Source organism: Bacillus sp. Marseille-Q3570, assembly GCF_946151055.1.
Taxonomy (GTDB): domain Bacteria; phylum Bacillota; class Bacilli; order Bacillales; family Fictibacillaceae; genus Pseudalkalibacillus.
Genome location: NZ_CAMGYZ010000001.1, coordinates 508,367 through 524,719, shown reverse-complemented (window position 1 = coordinate 524,719; position 16,353 = coordinate 508,367). Strand labels below are relative to the sequence as shown.

Genomic DNA, 16,353 nt, shown 5'->3' with positions numbered 1-16,353 from the left:
AGCTTACGGGGAAGAGTTTTATCGTTAGTGGTGAAGCTTCCCGGGTCTTGACCGCTAACGTTTATATAAATGGAGGTTTGACTTTAGGGGTCGGACCTCCTTTACCCTGTACCTTGGCAATTTTATCATATATGCTTAAGATATTATAGTGGGGTGATGAAATTGTCTATAAAAGATTTGAATAAGAAACTGAAGAATGAAGCTTACTCTTCACTTTATTTATTATACGGAAAAGAAAAATACATACTGGAATATACGCAAAAAATGATTGTACAAGCTGCTCTGGATGAAGAAACTGCTGATTTCAACCTATCTGCTTTCGATATGGAAGAGCAGTCGATTGATACTGCGATTGAAGATGCAGAAACCCTTCCATTCATGGGGGAACGCAGGGTTGTCATCATACAGAATCCGTATTTTCTGACAGGCGCAAAAACCAAAAGTAAGGTCGAACATGATTTGAAGCACCTAGAATCGTATCTGAAAGATCCGGTCGAGCAAGCGATTGTCATTTTTGTCGCACCATATGAAAAGTTGGATGAACGGAAAAAGATCGTCAAGACGTTGAAAAAGCAAGCGGAAGTGATTGTAGCAGATAAAATGAATGTCCGGCTGCAAAAGGAGTGGATAGAACATGCAGCAAAAGAAGCCAATGTCACAATCTCAAACGAGGCCGCAGAAAGACTGATACAACTTCAAGGTGAAAATTTGGCTTTACTCATCAGTGAAGTCAAAAAAATGGCACTTTACGTAGGCGAAGGCGAGCAGATCGATCCTCGTACTGTCGACGAATTGATTTCGCGTTCTCTCGAAAGCAACGTGTTCACGATGGTGGAGCATGTTGCAAACCGGCGGATTGATTCAGCTTTACGAATCTGCTATGACCTATTGAAACAGAATGAGGAACCGATCAAATTGATGGCTTTACTTTCAAGGCAGTTTCGAATCATACTCCAAGTCAAACAATTGCGAGCACAAGGCTATACTGAAAAGAATATTGCATCAACTCTGTCTTTACACCCTTATGCGGTAAAGATTGCTGCAAAACAAAGTGTTTCTTTTCAGGAGGATGAGTTGAAAGCGTTACTGATGAAAGCAGCCGATGCCGATTTTGAGATGAAAACCGGCCAACGGGACAAAACGCTGACTCTGGAACTTTTCTTGACTAGCCTCGCCCGGCAGCCACAATCGAATTAAGTTAGCAGTAGAGACTGACTCCTCTCGTGATGGAAGAGTCAGTTTTTGTTATATATATCTACCCCTATTACCCTCACGACAAGCTGAGGTCTTAACGCGTTTTTCGTAAGTGGGGGAGCTGTTGGAATTAGAGGACAACTGTTCCGCTATCTGTGCCAAAAAGTGTTGATTTCAAAAATTAGAGGACAACTGGTACGTTATTTGGGTAAATTGACTCTGATTTTCTTTGGTTTTAGACGAATAAGGTCTCTGGTGTCCTCTAATTTTTGATATAGGAGGATTTGGGTCAAATAAGGGCTCTGATGTCCACTAATTATCGGTCGGGAAATGTTCTTGCTTAGAAACAGTGGTTTCCAAGCAAGTGAGCTTTGTGGATCATCAGTGGAATTTTAAACGAAAATAAAAACGACCTGTTATGTAGGTCGTTTCAGATTCCAGTATTTCATTCACTTATGAATTAAGCGCTAAGGCCGTTTAATTGCTTAGCAAGACGAGATTTCTGTCTAGCTGCAGCGTTCTTGTGAAGGATTCCTTTACCAGCGGCTTTATCAAGCTTTTTGGTTGCAACCAAGAATGCATTTTTAGCACCTTCAGCATCGTTGTTAGCTACTTTCGTTTCAAAGTTCTTGATAGCAGTACGCATGGATGATTTCATCGCTGCATTATGTGCACGACGCTTATCGTTTGTTTTAACACGTTTAATAGCAGATTTAATATTTGCCAATTCCGTTCACCTCCCTTGAATGCAACCGAAATTGCGGAAAATACAACACAAGATATTCTATCAAACCGTCCGTATAATTGCAATCTCTTTTGTACAAAGATAATCAGTTGACTGCTCTTTTTTAAAGAGAAATCTGAATCGAAAGAATGAAAAAAGTAGGAGAAGGCTATGCTATTTGATAATGCTATCAATAATCAGGGGTGAGCTGCCAATGGATAAAGATCTAGAATTATATAACGTCAGAACCGATTTGGCGATTGAATCCAATGAGATGATTACAAAAGAACAGGAAGAAGAATCGAAGCACAAGATCGATGGCGTCATCGTCAAAGAACGTGATATGGATGGAATTAAACTCACTAGGGTTGAAATAGAAGAAGCTGGACAAAAAGCGACTGGGAAAAAACCAGGAATTTATTTGACTATGGAAATGCAAGGTATTCGACAAAAGGATTCTGCTTTACAGCAGCGGGTTCAGGACGTCTTTGCCCATGAGTTCGCTAATTTCCTTCAGGAGCTTCAGATTGCGAAAGATGCAAGCTGTCTTGTAGTGGGTCTTGGAAATCTGAATGTCACACCGGATGCTCTTGGACCTCGTACGACAAATAACCTTCTCGTCACGAAGCACTTGTTTGAATTGGCACCAGAAAACGTAGAGGAAGGGTTCCGTCCAGTCAGTGCTCTTTCCCCCGGGGTCATGGGGACAACTGGAATCGAAACGAGTGATATCATCGTAGGTGTCATTGAAAAATCTAAACCTGATTTCGTGATTGCAATTGATTCCTTAGCATCCAGGGCAGTGGAACGGGTGAATACGACGATTCAAATCTCGGATACTGGCATCCATCCAGGTTCAGGTGTGGGAAATAAGCGTAAAGAATTGAGTCGGGAAACATTAGGAATTCCGGTCATCGCAATCGGTGTTCCTACAGTTGTTGACGCGGTCACAATTACAAGTGACACGATTGATTACATTTTAAAACATTTCGGTCGTGAGATGCGTGAAAAGGATGATCCTACAAAAGCACTGACACCAGCAGGAATGACATTCGGTGAGCGTAAAAATCTATCAGATGAGGATATGCCGGATGAAGAAAACCGGCAGGCATTTCTAGGAATGATCGGAACACTTGAAGATACGCAAAAAAGACAATTGATCAAGGAAGTCTTAGCGCCGCTGGGACACAACCTGATGGTTACGCCTAAAGAAGTGGATGTTTTCATTGAAGATATGGCGAATGTGATTGCTGGTGGATTGAATACAGCATTGCATGGTCAGGTCGATCAACAAAACAGCGGATCCTATACACATTGAGTTCTAATAGTTCTACAGCTTGCATAGGCTTGTACCAACACAAATTTCACATGGATTCAGTAGGAGGAAGTCGGATGGTCCGGTTCATGATGAAGAGTTTCATACTGATATCTGTCCTTTTGTTCGGCATTCTGATCGGAATGCAACAGGTCGGAGTTCAAATGGACAAGATGAAGGGTTCGGAAGGTAACAGCGCATTGGAATGGAAAGTTAATGATAGCGGTGATATTGAAGCGGAAGTACTCGGTTCGCAAATCACGAGCCATGACATAAAAGAAAAACAAAAGAAGCTTGAAGAAGTAGAAGCGTTCAATTTGTTTTCCAAGTTAGGAAAAATGGTTTCATCATTGATCAGTGAAATCCTGACAATCATCATGACGGTAATCGGCACAATACTGGACAAGATCTTGCACTTTCTGTTCACTTGAATTGAAGAAGGATGGGCTCATAACGTATCAGTTCATCACGATACGATAGGGCCGATTCTTTTTTTATTTGGCTTTTTTTAAAATGGCTTTTACGCAACCTTGTTTTGGGCAAATAAGCATTCCTGTGTCCGTTAACGGGTTCGTGCATCCTGGTTTAAGTGAAGGATAGAGTACGGAAGTCGGGTTTCCAGGGACCTCGCGGGCAACTTCCGCTTTTCTTTAGCCCACGGAGTAAATTTCAAAAAACAATAACCTATACGAAAAACAGACTTCAATAACCCATGCCTAGTCGCTAGTGGATGGAGAACGAAACATATAAAAATCAGAAATTTCTCACAATACTGGGCACATGCAGATAAATGCAGAAACAATTGAATAAAAAGAGTGCTATTGCTATAATCAATGCTAGCTTAGTTGTACGACCTTAGGAGTGAAGAGAATGAGTAATGATAAAAAATTGGAACGCCAATCGAGAATCCGTAACTTCTCGATCATAGCCCATATCGATCATGGGAAATCTACGTTGGCAGACCGGATTCTTGAACAAACCAGTGCTCTGACGCACCGTGAAATGAAAGAACAAATGCTTGATGCCATGGATCTGGAACGTGAACGTGGGATTACAATCAAATTGAATGCTGTTCAATTGACATATAAAGCAAAAGATGGAGAAGAGTATATTTTCCACCTAATTGATACACCTGGCCACGTCGATTTTACATATGAAGTTTCACGAAGCTTAGCTGCTTGTGAAGGTGCTTTATTGATTGTCGATGCTGCCCAGGGAATCGAAGCACAGACTTTAGCGAATGTTTATCTGGCACTGGAGAATGATCTTGAAATTTTGCCGGTTATCAATAAAATCGATTTACCGAGCGCAGAACCAGAGCGTGTCCGTCAAGAGGTTGAGGATGTAATTGGACTGGATGCTTCTGATGCTGTATTGGCTTCAGCGAAAAACGGCATCGGAATTGAAGATATCCTTGAGCAGATCGTTGAAAAAGTACCTGCACCTCAAGGAGATCCGGAAGCACCACTTAAAGCATTGATCTTCGATTCGCTTTATGACAGTTACCGTGGTGTCGTCGCTTACATTCGAATTACAGAAGGTACCGTCAAGGTTGGTCAAAAAATCAAAATGATGGCTACTGGTAAAGAATTCGAAGTCAATGAATTAGGTGTATTCACACCGAAACCAGTCATGAAAGACGAACTGACAGTGGGGGATGTCGGATTCCTGACTGCATCAATCAAAAACGTCGGAGATACCCGAGTCGGTGACACGATTACGTCTGCTAAAAACGGGGCAGATACACCGTTGCCCGGTTACCGTAAAATGAACCCGATGGTCTTCTGCGGATTGTATCCGGTTGATTCGAGTAACTATAACGATCTTCGTGAAGCTCTTGAACGGTTAGAATTGAACGATTCATCCCTTCAATATGAAGCAGAGACCTCTCAGGCACTAGGATTCGGTTTCCGTTGTGGGTTCTTAGGACTTCTACACATGGAAATCATCCAGGAACGAATTGAAAGGGAATTCGGGATCGACCTGATCACCACTGCACCTAGTGTCATCTATAATGTCCATTTGACAAACGGTGAAGAATTGGTGGTCGACAATCCAGCCAATATGCCTGATGCGCAAACAATCGATCGTGTAGAAGAACCCTATGTAAAGGCATCGATCATGACGCCAAACGACTATGTTGGCGCAGTCATGGAAATCTGCCAGAAGAAACGAGGGAACTTCATTACGATGGAGTACTTGGATGATATCCGCGTCAATGTGATCTATGAAATCCCATTATCGGAGATCGTGTACGATTTCTTTGATCAATTGAAATCAAGTACCAAAGGTTATGCTTCTCTTGATTACGAATTGATCGGTTACAGACAATCCAAACTTGTCAAGATGGATATCTTATTGAACGGTGAGAAAATCGATGCTCTCTCTGTCATCGTCCACCGGGATTTTGCTTACGAACGCGGAAAAGCTGTAGTAGAGAAATTGAAAGAACTGATTCCGCGTCACCAATTCGAAATCCCTGTCCAGGCAGCAATTGGGCAAAAGATTGTCGCACGTACAAATATCCGTGCTTTACGTAAAAATGTACTTGCCAAGTGTTACGGAGGCGACATCTCCCGTAAACGTAAGCTGTTAGAGAAGCAAAAAGAAGGTAAGAAACGGATGAAAACCGTCGGGAATGTCGAAGTTCCACAAGAAGCCTTCATGTCTGTACTACGTATGGATTCTGACGATTGATAATATGCTGGTAAGGACTGGCCGACGCCAGTCCTTCATTTATATACTGAAAGTGTGATGAAGATGGTAAAAGCTGCATATATCCACATACCGTTTTGCGAACAAATCTGCCATTATTGTGATTTCAATAAATTCTTGATCGAAGGACAACCGGTCGATGATTACTTGGATGCTATGGAACATGAAATCAAAAAAATGTTGAAAGAGTTTCCTGCAGTTCCGATCGAAACGATATATATCGGCGGAGGGACCCCGACGGCTCTTGATGATACTCAGCTAAAGCGGATGCTCGACATTGTAAACATTAATCTTAAGCCGGGTGTCGATACGGAATTTACAGTGGAAGCTAATCCGTCTGTAACCGAAAGACAAAAACTTCAAATTTTAAAAGAAGCGGGAGTCAATCGGCTTAGTATCGGGGTACAAGCATTCCAGGATACTCTCCTTACTGCACTCAACCGCAACCATCGAAGGAACGATGTTGCCAGAATGATCAATGATGCTCAGACGATTGGATTTGAAAACATCTCCATCGATTTGATGTTCGGATTACCCGGCCAGACAATTGAAATGTTCAAAGAATCTGTAAGTCTTGCACTTCAATTGAATGTGCCGCATATTTCTGCTTATTCCCTTCAAGTAGAAAAACAGACGGTATTTGGAATACGTGATAGGAAGGGACAGCTGTCGCTCCCTGGGGAAGAACAGGAATCGGATATGTTCGAATACCTGATTGATACACTGAAACAAAACGGTTTCACCCAATATGAAATCAGCAATTTTGCAAGACCAGGATATGAAAGCAGGCATAACCAGATGTACTGGAAGAACGAACGCTACTATGGGATCGGTGCTGGGGCTCATGGATATGTGAATGACATCCGATACGAAAATGTCAAACCACTCCCGCATTATATACGTAAAATCAATGAAGGGGTATTACCCCAAAGAATCGTGACTAGACTAGAAAAGAAAGACCGTATGGAAGAAGAAGTTTTTCTTGGACTCCGAAAAATGGATGGGGTCGATAAAGCTCGCTTTTATGAAAAATATAATCTTGAAATCGAGGAAGTTTTTTCTGAACAGATTGATAAATTGACTGCGGATGGACTCCTGATCAATGATCGAAAAAGCATTCGTCTCACGGATAAAGGACTTTTTCTAGGTAATGACGTTTTTCAAGAATTCATTGGTGTAATAAAATATTGACAAAGTATTTTCTCATTTGGTAATTTATAAATTAGAATTAGCACTCAAACAGATCGAGTGCTAACAAAGGGGATGAGATTCGATGTTAACGGATCGTCAGCTGTTGATTCTCCAAATACTTATTGATGAATATATACAGAATGCTGAGCCTCTCGGATCAAGGAGTATCTCTAAGCGGCAGGACATTTCGTTCAGTTCTGCAACGATTCGAAATGAGCTTGCTGATCTTGAAGATATGGGTTTTATCGAAAAGACACACAGTTCTTCAGGGCGGATCCCTTCTGAAAAAGGGTACCGTTTCTATGTGGATAATCTATTGTCACCTGTAGAAATGCGAAACAAGGATATGAAGCGGATTCATTCTTTGTTCCATGAAAAGATGCTGGAGCTAGAGATGTTGATTGAACATTCAGCGAATCTACTCTCTGAAATCACCAACTATACATCCATCATCTTAGGACCTGAAGTTTATGAAACGAAGCTGAAGCATTTGCAGATCGTTCCTATTTCTAAAGGTACTGCGATATTTGTATTGATTACAGATACCGGACACGTAGAAAAATATACGGTCGAATTGCCGGATGAAATGGATGCAACTGACCTTGAGCGGACGGTCAACATTTTAAATGAACGTTTGAAGGGTGTCCCGTTTTCACATCTGAAGATGAAGTTGCATCAAGAAGTTCAAGGTTTATTGAAAACACATCTTCATAATTATGAGAAGACACTTGATTTCCTGGCACAACTCTTCAAAAACGAAAAATCCGACAAAATCTATTATGGCGGTAAAACGAACATTCTCAATCAGCCTGAATTCCAGGATGTCGAAAAAGTGAAAGCTCTTTATAATGCGATCGAGAAGCAAGATTTGATCCATCAGCTTCTACATCAAGGGAATACTGATAAGATCAATGTCAAAATCGGCGCTGAAAACACCATCCAGGAGATGAAGAATTGCAGCCTGATCACGGCAAGTTACTCTATAGGCGGACAGCATATGGGGACTCTTGCCATCCTGGGACCGACCCGAATGGAATACCCACGAGTGATCGGATTGCTTGATCTGCTTTCAAAAGATTTGACGAGAGTACTTACGCAACGGTATTATTCAAACTGATTGTGGTAATACCTTTATAAGGACGAAAACTTATTCAACACATTTAAAGGGTGGGAGAACTCTTTATCTCCCATTCTTCAGTATGTTTTTTATACTGAAGAAAGTGCAAAAATACTTTCTTCAGTATAAGCGCAACTAATGGCTCAGCCTGTGCCATTGGTTTGGCTTTACCAAGTTTTCTTTAACGGAATTAAGATTGATGATAGAATCATTGATCAGGTCAGGGAGGTGAGTGTAGTGGAAGAAAACAAACAACAGCGTGTTCAAGATAATGAAGAATCCATCGAAGAATCAAAAGAGGAAAATCGAGATGAAGAAACGGTAGAGGAGTCTGCCGATAACACGATTGAGCTTGGAAATGAAGAAGATAACCGAGTGACTGAATTAGAAAAGGAACTCGAAGAAATAAAAAATCGTATGATCCGAGTGCAAGCTGACTATGATAATTTCCGTCGCCGTACGCGAGAAGAAAAAGAAGCGGCTGCGAAATATAGAGCACAAGGAATTGTAGAAGGGCTGCTTCCAGTCATCGATAACTTTGAACGTGCCTTGAATGTACAAACTGATGTTGAACAAGCTGATTCTTTACATCAAGGAATGAAGATGGTTTATAATCAGTTGATTGAGGTATTGAAGAATGAAGGTGTGGAGGAAGTGCCGGGAGCAGGAGAGGTGTTTGATCCTCATCAGCACCAGGCAGTCATGCAAGTACAGGAAGATGATTACGAAGACAATACGATCGTAGAGGTCCTACAAAAGGGCTACAAATTGAAAGACCGTGTTGTACGTCCTGCAATGGTGAAAGTGAATTCAAAGTGATTATCAATTCACTAATTGATCACCTTTAATTGGTAGTGTTGAAAATACGCGACACTCTTCCGGAAAACGTGCCATGAAAGACTTCAGCATCACGCACATCCATGTGTAAGCCAGAAAGCTTGCACATGGACAAGGAAATAGAGTGTATTTCACTTAAGTGAACAAACTCACGTTCAGCACAAATCAAAACGTTACATATTAAATATAGGAGGAATTGTCATGAGTAAAGTAATTGGTATTGACTTAGGAACAACAAACTCTTGTGTTGCCGTAATGGAGGGTGGGGAAGCAACAGTAATCCCGAACCCCGAAGGTAACCGCACGACACCATCTGTCGTCGCATTCAAAGATGGAGAGCGTTTAGTCGGAGAAGTCGCAAAACGTCAAGCTGTTACGAATCCGAATACGATCATTTCTATCAAACGTCATATGGGTACTAACTATAAAGTAGAAGCTGAAGGAAAAGAATACACACCACAGGAAGTTTCAGCTATCATCCTACAAAAGCTTAAAGCTGATGCTGAGGCATACCTTGGTGAAAAAGTAACTAAGGCTGTCATCACAGTGCCGGCTTACTTCAATGATTCTCAGCGCCAAGCAACGAAAGACGCTGGAAAAGTTGCAGGGTTGGAAGTTGAACGTATCATCAACGAACCTACAGCAGCTGCGCTAGCATATGGTCTTGAAAAAGAAGATGATCAAACAATTCTTGTATATGACCTTGGTGGAGGAACATTCGACGTTTCCCTGCTTGAACTTGGAGATGGATTCTTCGAAGTTAAAGCAACATCCGGCGATAATGAACTTGGTGGAGATGATTTTGACCAAGCGATCATCGACTATCTCGTGAGCGAATTCAAAAAAGAGAATGGAATTGACCTTTCTCAAGATAAAATGGCCCTTCAACGTTTGAAGGATGCTGCAGAGAAAGCGAAGAAGGACCTTTCTGGTGTAACGCAAACTCAAATTTCGTTGCCATTCATCACTGCTGATTCATCTGGTCCAAAACACTTGGAAGTGAACTTATCACGCGCCAAATTCGACGAAATGACTTCAGGACTAGTTGAACGTACCATGGGACCAACCCGTCAAGCGATCAAAGATGCTGGCCTTACGCCATCTGAGATTGACAAGGTTGTTCTTGTCGGGGGGTCAACTCGTATTCCTGCTGTACAAGAAGCAATCAAGAAAGTCACTGGTAAAGATCCGCACAAAGGTGTCAACCCTGATGAAGTGGTTGCACTTGGTGCAGCAATCCAAGCAGGTGTTCTTACAGGTGACGTAAAGGATGTGGTCTTATTAGACGTAACACCACTTTCTCTTGGAATCGAAACGATGGGTGGAGTGAATACGAAGCTTATCGAGCGTAATACGACGATCCCGACTAGTAAGTCACAGGTTTTCTCGACTGCTGCAGATAATCAGCCGTCTGTCGATATCCACGTCCTTCAAGGTGAGCGTGAAATGGCTGCAGACAACAAGACCCTTGGACGTTTCCAATTGACTGACATCCCACCAGCACCACGTGGGGTACCACAAATCGAAGTCTCATTCGATATTGATGCGAACGGTATCGTAAATGTTAAGGCGAAAGATCTTGGAACAAACAAAGAACAATCCATCACAATCACTTCTTCTTCCGGTCTTTCAGAAGAAGAGATCGAAAAGATGGTAAAAGATGCAGAAGAAAATGCAGAAGAAGACAAAAAGCGTCGTGAAGCGATAGACCTTCGCAACGAAGCAGATCAGCTTGTATTCACAACTGAAAAGACTTTGAAAGATCTTGAAGGTAACGTCGACGAAGCTGATGTGACAAAAGCGAATGAAGCAAAGGATAAAGTGAAAAAAGCTCTAGAAGGAGACGACCTTGAAGAGATCCGAACAGCAAAAGACGAATTGCAACAGGTCGTTCAAGAGCTATCAACAAAACTATATGAACAAGCTGCTCAGCAAGCTCAAGCTGCACAAGAAGGCGGAGAAAATCAAAACGCCCAAAATGATGATGTAGTGGATGCTGATTATGAGGAAGTAAACGACGATAACGAGAAGAAGTAACCACAATAAGGAAAAGTCAAAGTCAGTCTTCAAGGCTTTGGCTTTTTCTATGCTAGGGCAATTTAATGGCAACATGTTGCAGAATTGTAGACTATAGTGATATGATAATCGTTATGTAAAAGAACCGGGAGTGAGAGTGTTGAGTAAGCGTGATTACTATGAAGTCCTTGGCGTTGACAAGAACGCTTCGACTGATGAAATAAAAAAAGCTTATCGAAAACTCGCCAGGAAATTTCATCCGGATGTCAATAAAGAATCGGATGCTGAGGAGAAATTCAAGGAAGTCAAGGAAGCCTATGATGTCTTGAGTGATTCTCAGAAGAAAGCCCACTATGATCAGTTTGGACATTCAGATCCTAACCAGGGATTTGGTGCAGGTGGAGCAGACTTCGGAGGTTTCGGTGATATTTTCGATATGTTCTTTGGCGGTGGTGGTGGACGTAGAAATCCGAATGCTCCCCGTCAAGGTGCAGATCTGCAATATACGATGACTCTTAAATTTGAAGAAGCTGTATTCGGTAAAGAGACAGATATTCAAATCCCTAAGGAAGAAGAATGTGATACATGCTTTGGTTCTGGAGCGAAACCTGGAACAAAGCCTGAAACATGTTCACATTGCGGCGGCAGCGGTCAATTGAATGTCGAACAGAATACACCATTCGGCCGTGTAGTAAACCGCAGGGTTTGCCACCACTGTAACGGAACAGGCAAATTCATCAAGGATAAGTGTCATACTTGTGGTGGAAAAGGCAAAGTACGCAAGCAGAAGAAAATCCATGTGAAAATTCCGGCTGGTATTGATCACGGTCAACAAATTCGTGTAGCCGGAAAAGGGGAAGCTGGGGAGAATGGCGGACCTCCTGGAGATCTTTATGTGGTAGTTCGTGTATCTCCGCATGAGCTTTATAAGCGCGATGGAGATGATATATTCATTGATATGCCGCTTACATTTTCTCAAGTAACACTAGGGGATGAGATTGAAGTTCCGACACTACATGGCAAAGTGAAGCTTAAGATTCCAGCGGGGACCCAATCAGGAACGAACTTCCGTCTTCGCGGAAAAGGTGTTCAGAACGTTCGCGGTTACGGTCAAGGGGACCAGCATGTCAAAGTGAAAGTGGTTACACCGAAAAACCTGAACGAACGACAAAAACAACTTCTTCGTGAGTTTGCTGATATCAGTGGAGAAACAGTAGATGAACAGCATGACAATTTGTTCAGTAAAGTAAAAAGAGCTTTTAAAGGCGAATAACAACTGAAATAAAGTACCCGGACGATCCTGATGAATGAAAAATGAAAGGAAGATGGTAGATCTCATGAAATGGTCTGAAATCAGCATTCTTACAACACAGGAAGCAATTGAACCGATTTCGAATATCCTGCACGAATCTGGAGCTAGTGGAGTTGTAATTGAAGATCCGCAAGACTTGGTGAAAGTGTGGGATACCTCTATGGGAGAGATCTACCAGCTGAATCCGGACGATTACCCTGAGGAAGGTGTGGTCGTAAAAGCTTATTTGCCAGTTAACAGCTTTTTAGGTGAGACTGTCGAAGAGATAAAAGAAGCGGTCAATGGACTGTTGCTTCATAATATCGATATCGGCCATAATAAAATCACAATTAGTGAAGTACATGAGGAAGAATGGGCGACAGCTTGGAAAAAGTATTATAAGCCTGTGAAAATTTCTAAACGAATCACGATCATACCAACGTGGGAAGAGTATGAAAAAGTAAGTACGGATGAACTGATCGTAGAACTTGATCCAGGAATGGCTTTTGGAACAGGAACTCACCCTACGACTGTCATGTGTATCCAGGCAATAGAGAAAACTGTGGAACCTGACGATGAAGTGATTGATGTCGGAACAGGATCAGGAGTTCTAAGTATTGCTGCAGCGAAACTTGGGGCAAAGCATGTAACTGCATTGGATTTGGATGAAATCGCAGTGAAAAGTGCTCGATTGAACATCAAGCTAAATAAATCCCAGGATCAGATCACAGTAAGTCAAAACAACCTTCTGGATAACGTCAGCGGCGAATATGACATGATCGTAGCGAACATATTAGCAGAAATCATCCTCCGCTTTGATGAGGATGCTTTCAAATTACTTAAACCTGATGGGAAGTTCATTGTTTCAGGGATCATTAAAGGAAAAAAGGATGAAGTGAAACAAGCACTTCTTGAGCATGGATTCGTCATAGATGAAACGTTACTTATGGAAGACTGGGTCGCTTTCATTGCGAGAAAACCTTTACAAAAACAGGGGACACAATAATGCAACGGTACTTCGTCCAGCCTGATCAAATGACTGATAACTTGGTTACGATTGAAGGGGAAGATGTAAAGCATATCTCGAAAGTTATGAGGATGTCTCCTGGCGATCAAGTGATTTGCAGCGACAATCAAGGTCGTGTGGCCAATTGTACGATTCTTGAGTTGACAGATTCATCTGTGGAACTTTCGGTAGCCGAATGGATAGAAAACGAAACAGAACTGCCAATTTCTGTAACGGTTGCGCAAGGTCTCCCAAAGCATGATAAACTAGAGATGATTGTCCAGAAAGGTACCGAACTCGGTGCTGAGCGATTCATTCCTTTTCAAGCAAACAGGTCGATTGTGAAATGGGACTCTAAAAAGTCCAAAAAGAAAACAGATCGATTGCAAAAGATCATTAAAGAAGCCGCTGAACAATCGCATCGAAACAAAATGCCTGAATGTATCGAACCGGTTTCTTTCAAGGAATTGATTTCTCTAAGTGAATCGTATACGATGAAAATCGTTGCATATGAAGAACAAGCGAAACAGAACGAAACGTCCCGACTGGCAAAGCTTCTTAGCAGAGCGGATATCGGAAATGAGAATATCATCATTGTCATAGGACCAGAAGGTGGTTTGACAGTAGATGAAGTCCAACATCTTCAGGCTGCCGGTTTTATCGCCTGTGGTTTTGGACCGCGTATTCTTCGGACAGAGACTGCTTCATTATATGTACTCTCTGCTATTTCTTATCATTTAGAATTATTGAGGTGACCATAAATGCCTTCTGTAGCGTTTCATACATTAGGATGTAAAGTGAATCATTACGAAACTGAAGCGATCTGGCAGCTATTCCAGAGTCAAGATTACGAGCGTACAGATTTCGAAAAGCGTGCGGATGTGTATGTGATCAACACTTGTACCGTAACGAATACTGGGGATAAAAAAAGTCGTCAGGTAATTCGCCGTGCCATCCGGAAAAATCCCGATGCCGTCATATGTGTAACAGGATGTTACGCACAAACCTCACCTGCCGAGGTAATGGCGATTCCAGGTGTGGACGTCGTCGTAGGAACACAAGACAGAGTGAAGATGCTCGAATACATCGAGCAATATAAACGTGAACGTCAGCCGATCAATGGAGTAGGAAATATCATGAAAGCACGGGTCTATGAAGAGCTTGAGGTTCCTGCTTTCACCGATCGTACACGTGCTTCATTAAAGATCCAAGAAGGTTGCAACAATTTCTGTACCTTCTGTATCATTCCCTGGGCGCGTGGACTTTTACGCTCAAGAAAACCAGAGCATGTCATCGAACAAGCTCAGCAGCTTGTGGATGCTGGCTATCAAGAAATCGTTCTAACAGGAATCCATACAGCTGGCTATGGCGAGGACATGAAAGATTATAATTTCGCCCAGCTTTTATCAGATATTGATAAACAGGTCAAAGGCTTGAAACGTTTACGGATTTCTTCTATCGAGGCGAGCCAGGTGACCGATGAAGTGATCGACGTATTGGATCGTTCTGATATTGTTGTCCCTCATCTCCACATACCATTGCAATCTGGATCTGATACGGTGCTAAAGCGTATGAGGAGAAAGTACAGTATGGAAATGTTTGCGGATCGACTGAACAAATTGAAAAAAGCGCTACCAGGGCTTGCGATAACATCAGATGTGATCGTCGGCTTTCCGGGAGAAACAGAGGAAGAATTCATGGAAACATATGATTTCATTAAAGATCACAAGTTTTCTGAACTTCATGTATTCCCGTTCAGTCGCAGAACAGGAACACCTGCAGCCAATATGGAAGATCAAGTTCCTGAGGATGTGAAAAATGAACGCGTCCATCGGTTGATTGAGCTTTCGAATCAATTAGCAAAGGAATATGCCTCTCAATATGAAGGAGAAGTCCTTGACATCATCCCGGAGGAACTTGATAAAGAGAATCCGGACGGAGATCTGTACATCGGTTATACAGCGAATTATATGAAAGTCCGTATTCCTGCGACTGAAGACATGATTGGCAAGCTCGTTCGTGTAAAGATTACCCAAGCAGGATACCCTGTAAACGAAGGACAATTTGTCAGAGTCATGGATTCAGAGCAGACAACCGCGTCGGCTTAAAAAAACAAGATGTTAAAGTTAAGACATGTTGTTGATAACAACACGCGTGATTAAAAGGGCAAAAGTTAATGATTAAAGAGGAGATGCGAGTATGAACATTGCCAAAATGATCGACCACACAGCATTAAAGCCGGAATTGACAAAAGAAGACATTGTAAAGCTTGCTGAAGAAGCAAAAGAATATTCATTTGCTTCTGTTTGTGTTAATCCAACATGGGTTGGAACAGCATTCGAAATCCTGAAAGATACAGACGTGAAAGTATGTACAGTAATCGGTTTCCCGTTAGGTGCATCAACTCCTGAAACAAAAGCGTTCGAAACCAAAAATGCGATTGAAAACGGAGCGACAGAAGTGGATATGGTCATCAACATCGGTGCACTTAAAAGTAAAAACTACGATTTAGTGAAGGAAGATATCAAAGCGGTTGTTGATGCCGCAAAAGGGAAAGCTCTTACGAAAGTGATCATTGAAACATGTCTTCTTACTGACGAAGAAAAGAAACAGGCATGTGAACTTTCAGTGAATGCTGGAGCGGATTTCGTAAAAACATCTACTGGTTTTTCAACAGGTGGAGCAACTCCGGAAGACGTGGCATTGATGCGTAAGGTCGTAGGACCAGAAATCGGTGTAAAAGCGAGCGGCGGAGTAAGAGGACCAGAATCCGCAAAAGAAATGATCGATGCTGGAGCAACACGAATCGGTGCAAGTTCAGGAATCGCTATCGTTAAAGGTGAAACTTCACAATCAGATTATTAATACGAATGCAAAAAGGAGCTGTCCAAATGTGTCTGACACATTTGGACAGCTTCTTTTTTAGATAAGATTTGTTAATCTACTC

14 protein-coding genes are annotated in these 16,353 nt (G+C 42.0%); 13 read left to right on the top strand and 1 reads right to left on the bottom strand.

The features are described from left to right. The first annotated feature begins 162 nt into the window (after positions 1 to 162). Complete coding sequence (gene holA / locus N8M93_RS02715) at positions 163 to 1,197, top strand: DNA polymerase III subunit delta (protein ID WP_396125351.1); 1,035 nt, start codon at positions 163 to 165, stop codon at positions 1,195 to 1,197. 457 nt (positions 1,198 to 1,654) lie between these two features. Here the strand turns inward: holA and rpsT are convergent, their stop codons facing one another. Beyond that, the gene (gene rpsT, locus N8M93_RS02710; protein ID WP_221565688.1) at positions 1,655 to 1,921 is read right to left on the bottom strand and encodes a 30S ribosomal protein S20; all 267 of its coding nucleotides are present in this window, start codon (positions 1,919 to 1,921) and stop codon (positions 1,655 to 1,657) included. A gap of 211 nt (positions 1,922 to 2,132) precedes the next feature. On the opposite strand from rpsT, the gene gpr reads away from it, so the two are divergent. The 12 genes from gpr to deoC all read left to right on the top strand — a co-directional run bounded on the left by gpr (position 2,133) and on the right by deoC (position 16,271). Next, entirely contained in the window at positions 2,133 to 3,236 is a 1,104-nt protein-coding gene (gpr, locus tag N8M93_RS02705; protein ID WP_261129554.1) for a GPR endopeptidase, read from the top strand. Positions 3,237 to 3,310: 74 nt separating this feature from the next. Continuing rightward, positions 3,311 to 3,664: a YqxA family protein gene (locus N8M93_RS02700; protein WP_261129553.1), complete on the top strand. Its 354-nt coding sequence runs from the start codon at positions 3,311 to 3,313 to the stop codon at positions 3,662 to 3,664. A 439-nt stretch (positions 3,665 to 4,103) separates the two neighbouring features. After that, on the top strand, positions 4,104 to 5,930 hold the full coding sequence (gene lepA / locus N8M93_RS02695) for a translation elongation factor 4 (protein ID WP_261129552.1): 1,827 nt from the start codon (positions 4,104 to 4,106) through the stop codon (positions 5,928 to 5,930). Positions 5,931 to 5,993: 63 nt separating this feature from the next. Then, positions 5,994 to 7,139 (top strand): radical SAM family heme chaperone HemW, encoded by a 1,146-nt coding sequence (hemW, locus tag N8M93_RS02690; protein ID WP_261129551.1) that lies wholly within the window; start codon positions 5,994 to 5,996, stop codon positions 7,137 to 7,139. Positions 7,140 to 7,221: 82 nt separating this feature from the next. Beyond that, on the top strand, positions 7,222 to 8,256 hold the full coding sequence (gene hrcA / locus N8M93_RS02685; protein WP_261129550.1) for a heat-inducible transcriptional repressor HrcA: 1,035 nt from the start codon (positions 7,222 to 7,224) through the stop codon (positions 8,254 to 8,256). Between the two features lie 237 nt (positions 8,257 to 8,493). Beyond that, complete coding sequence (gene grpE / locus N8M93_RS02680) at positions 8,494 to 9,075, top strand: nucleotide exchange factor GrpE (protein ID WP_261129549.1); 582 nt, start codon at positions 8,494 to 8,496, stop codon at positions 9,073 to 9,075. A gap of 219 nt (positions 9,076 to 9,294) precedes the next feature. Continuing rightward, positions 9,295 to 11,130, top strand: coding sequence for a molecular chaperone DnaK (gene dnaK / locus N8M93_RS02675; protein WP_261129547.1), 1,836 nt, complete (start codon positions 9,295 to 9,297; stop codon positions 11,128 to 11,130). Positions 11,131 to 11,269: 139 nt separating this feature from the next. Beyond that, positions 11,270 to 12,382: a molecular chaperone DnaJ gene (gene dnaJ, locus N8M93_RS02670; RefSeq protein ID WP_261129546.1), complete on the top strand. Its 1,113-nt coding sequence runs from the start codon at positions 11,270 to 11,272 to the stop codon at positions 12,380 to 12,382. 64 nt (positions 12,383 to 12,446) lie between these two features. Then, positions 12,447 to 13,406: a 50S ribosomal protein L11 methyltransferase gene (gene prmA, locus N8M93_RS02665; RefSeq protein WP_261129545.1), complete on the top strand. Its 960-nt coding sequence runs from the start codon at positions 12,447 to 12,449 to the stop codon at positions 13,404 to 13,406. Continuing rightward, positions 13,406 to 14,161 carry a 16S rRNA (uracil(1498)-N(3))-methyltransferase gene (locus N8M93_RS02660; protein WP_261129544.1) on the top strand — a complete coding sequence of 252 codons (756 nt, stop codon included), beginning with the start codon at positions 13,406 to 13,408 and terminating at the stop codon, positions 14,159 to 14,161. The genes prmA and N8M93_RS02660 overlap by 1 nt, the downstream gene beginning before the upstream one ends. Positions 14,162 to 14,167: 6 nt before the next feature. Then, positions 14,168 to 15,514 carry a tRNA (N(6)-L-threonylcarbamoyladenosine(37)-C(2))-methylthiotransferase MtaB gene (gene mtaB / locus N8M93_RS02655; protein WP_261129543.1) on the top strand — a complete coding sequence of 449 codons (1,347 nt, stop codon included), beginning with the start codon at positions 14,168 to 14,170 and terminating at the stop codon, positions 15,512 to 15,514. A 91-nt stretch (positions 15,515 to 15,605) separates the two neighbouring features. Continuing rightward, entirely contained in the window at positions 15,606 to 16,271 is a 666-nt protein-coding gene (gene deoC, locus N8M93_RS02650; protein ID WP_261129542.1) for a deoxyribose-phosphate aldolase, read from the top strand. The last annotated feature ends 82 nt before the right edge of the window (positions 16,272 to 16,353 follow it).

What these genes read in the sequence shown, in the direction of transcription:
- gpr (WP_261129554.1), top strand. Translation starts at nt 2,133, where the DNA reads ATGGATAAAGATCTAGAATTATATAACGTCAGAACCGATTTGGCGATT.
- N8M93_RS02700 (WP_261129553.1), top strand. Translation starts at nt 3,311, where the DNA reads ATGGTCCGGTTCATGATGAAGAGTTTCATACTGATATCTGTCCTTTTG.
- lepA (WP_261129552.1), top strand. Translation starts at nt 4,104, where the DNA reads ATGAGTAATGATAAAAAATTGGAACGCCAATCGAGAATCCGTAACTTC.
- hemW (WP_261129551.1), top strand. Translation starts at nt 5,994, where the DNA reads ATGGTAAAAGCTGCATATATCCACATACCGTTTTGCGAACAAATCTGC.
- hrcA (WP_261129550.1), top strand. Translation starts at nt 7,222, where the DNA reads ATGTTAACGGATCGTCAGCTGTTGATTCTCCAAATACTTATTGATGAA.
- dnaK (WP_261129547.1), top strand. Translation starts at nt 9,295, where the DNA reads ATGAGTAAAGTAATTGGTATTGACTTAGGAACAACAAACTCTTGTGTT.
- prmA (WP_261129545.1), top strand. Translation starts at nt 12,447, where the DNA reads ATGAAATGGTCTGAAATCAGCATTCTTACAACACAGGAAGCAATTGAA.
- N8M93_RS02660 (WP_261129544.1), top strand. Translation starts at nt 13,406, where the DNA reads ATGCAACGGTACTTCGTCCAGCCTGATCAAATGACTGATAACTTGGTT.
- mtaB (WP_261129543.1), top strand. Translation starts at nt 14,168, where the DNA reads ATGCCTTCTGTAGCGTTTCATACATTAGGATGTAAAGTGAATCATTAC.
- deoC (WP_261129542.1), top strand. Translation starts at nt 15,606, where the DNA reads ATGAACATTGCCAAAATGATCGACCACACAGCATTAAAGCCGGAATTG.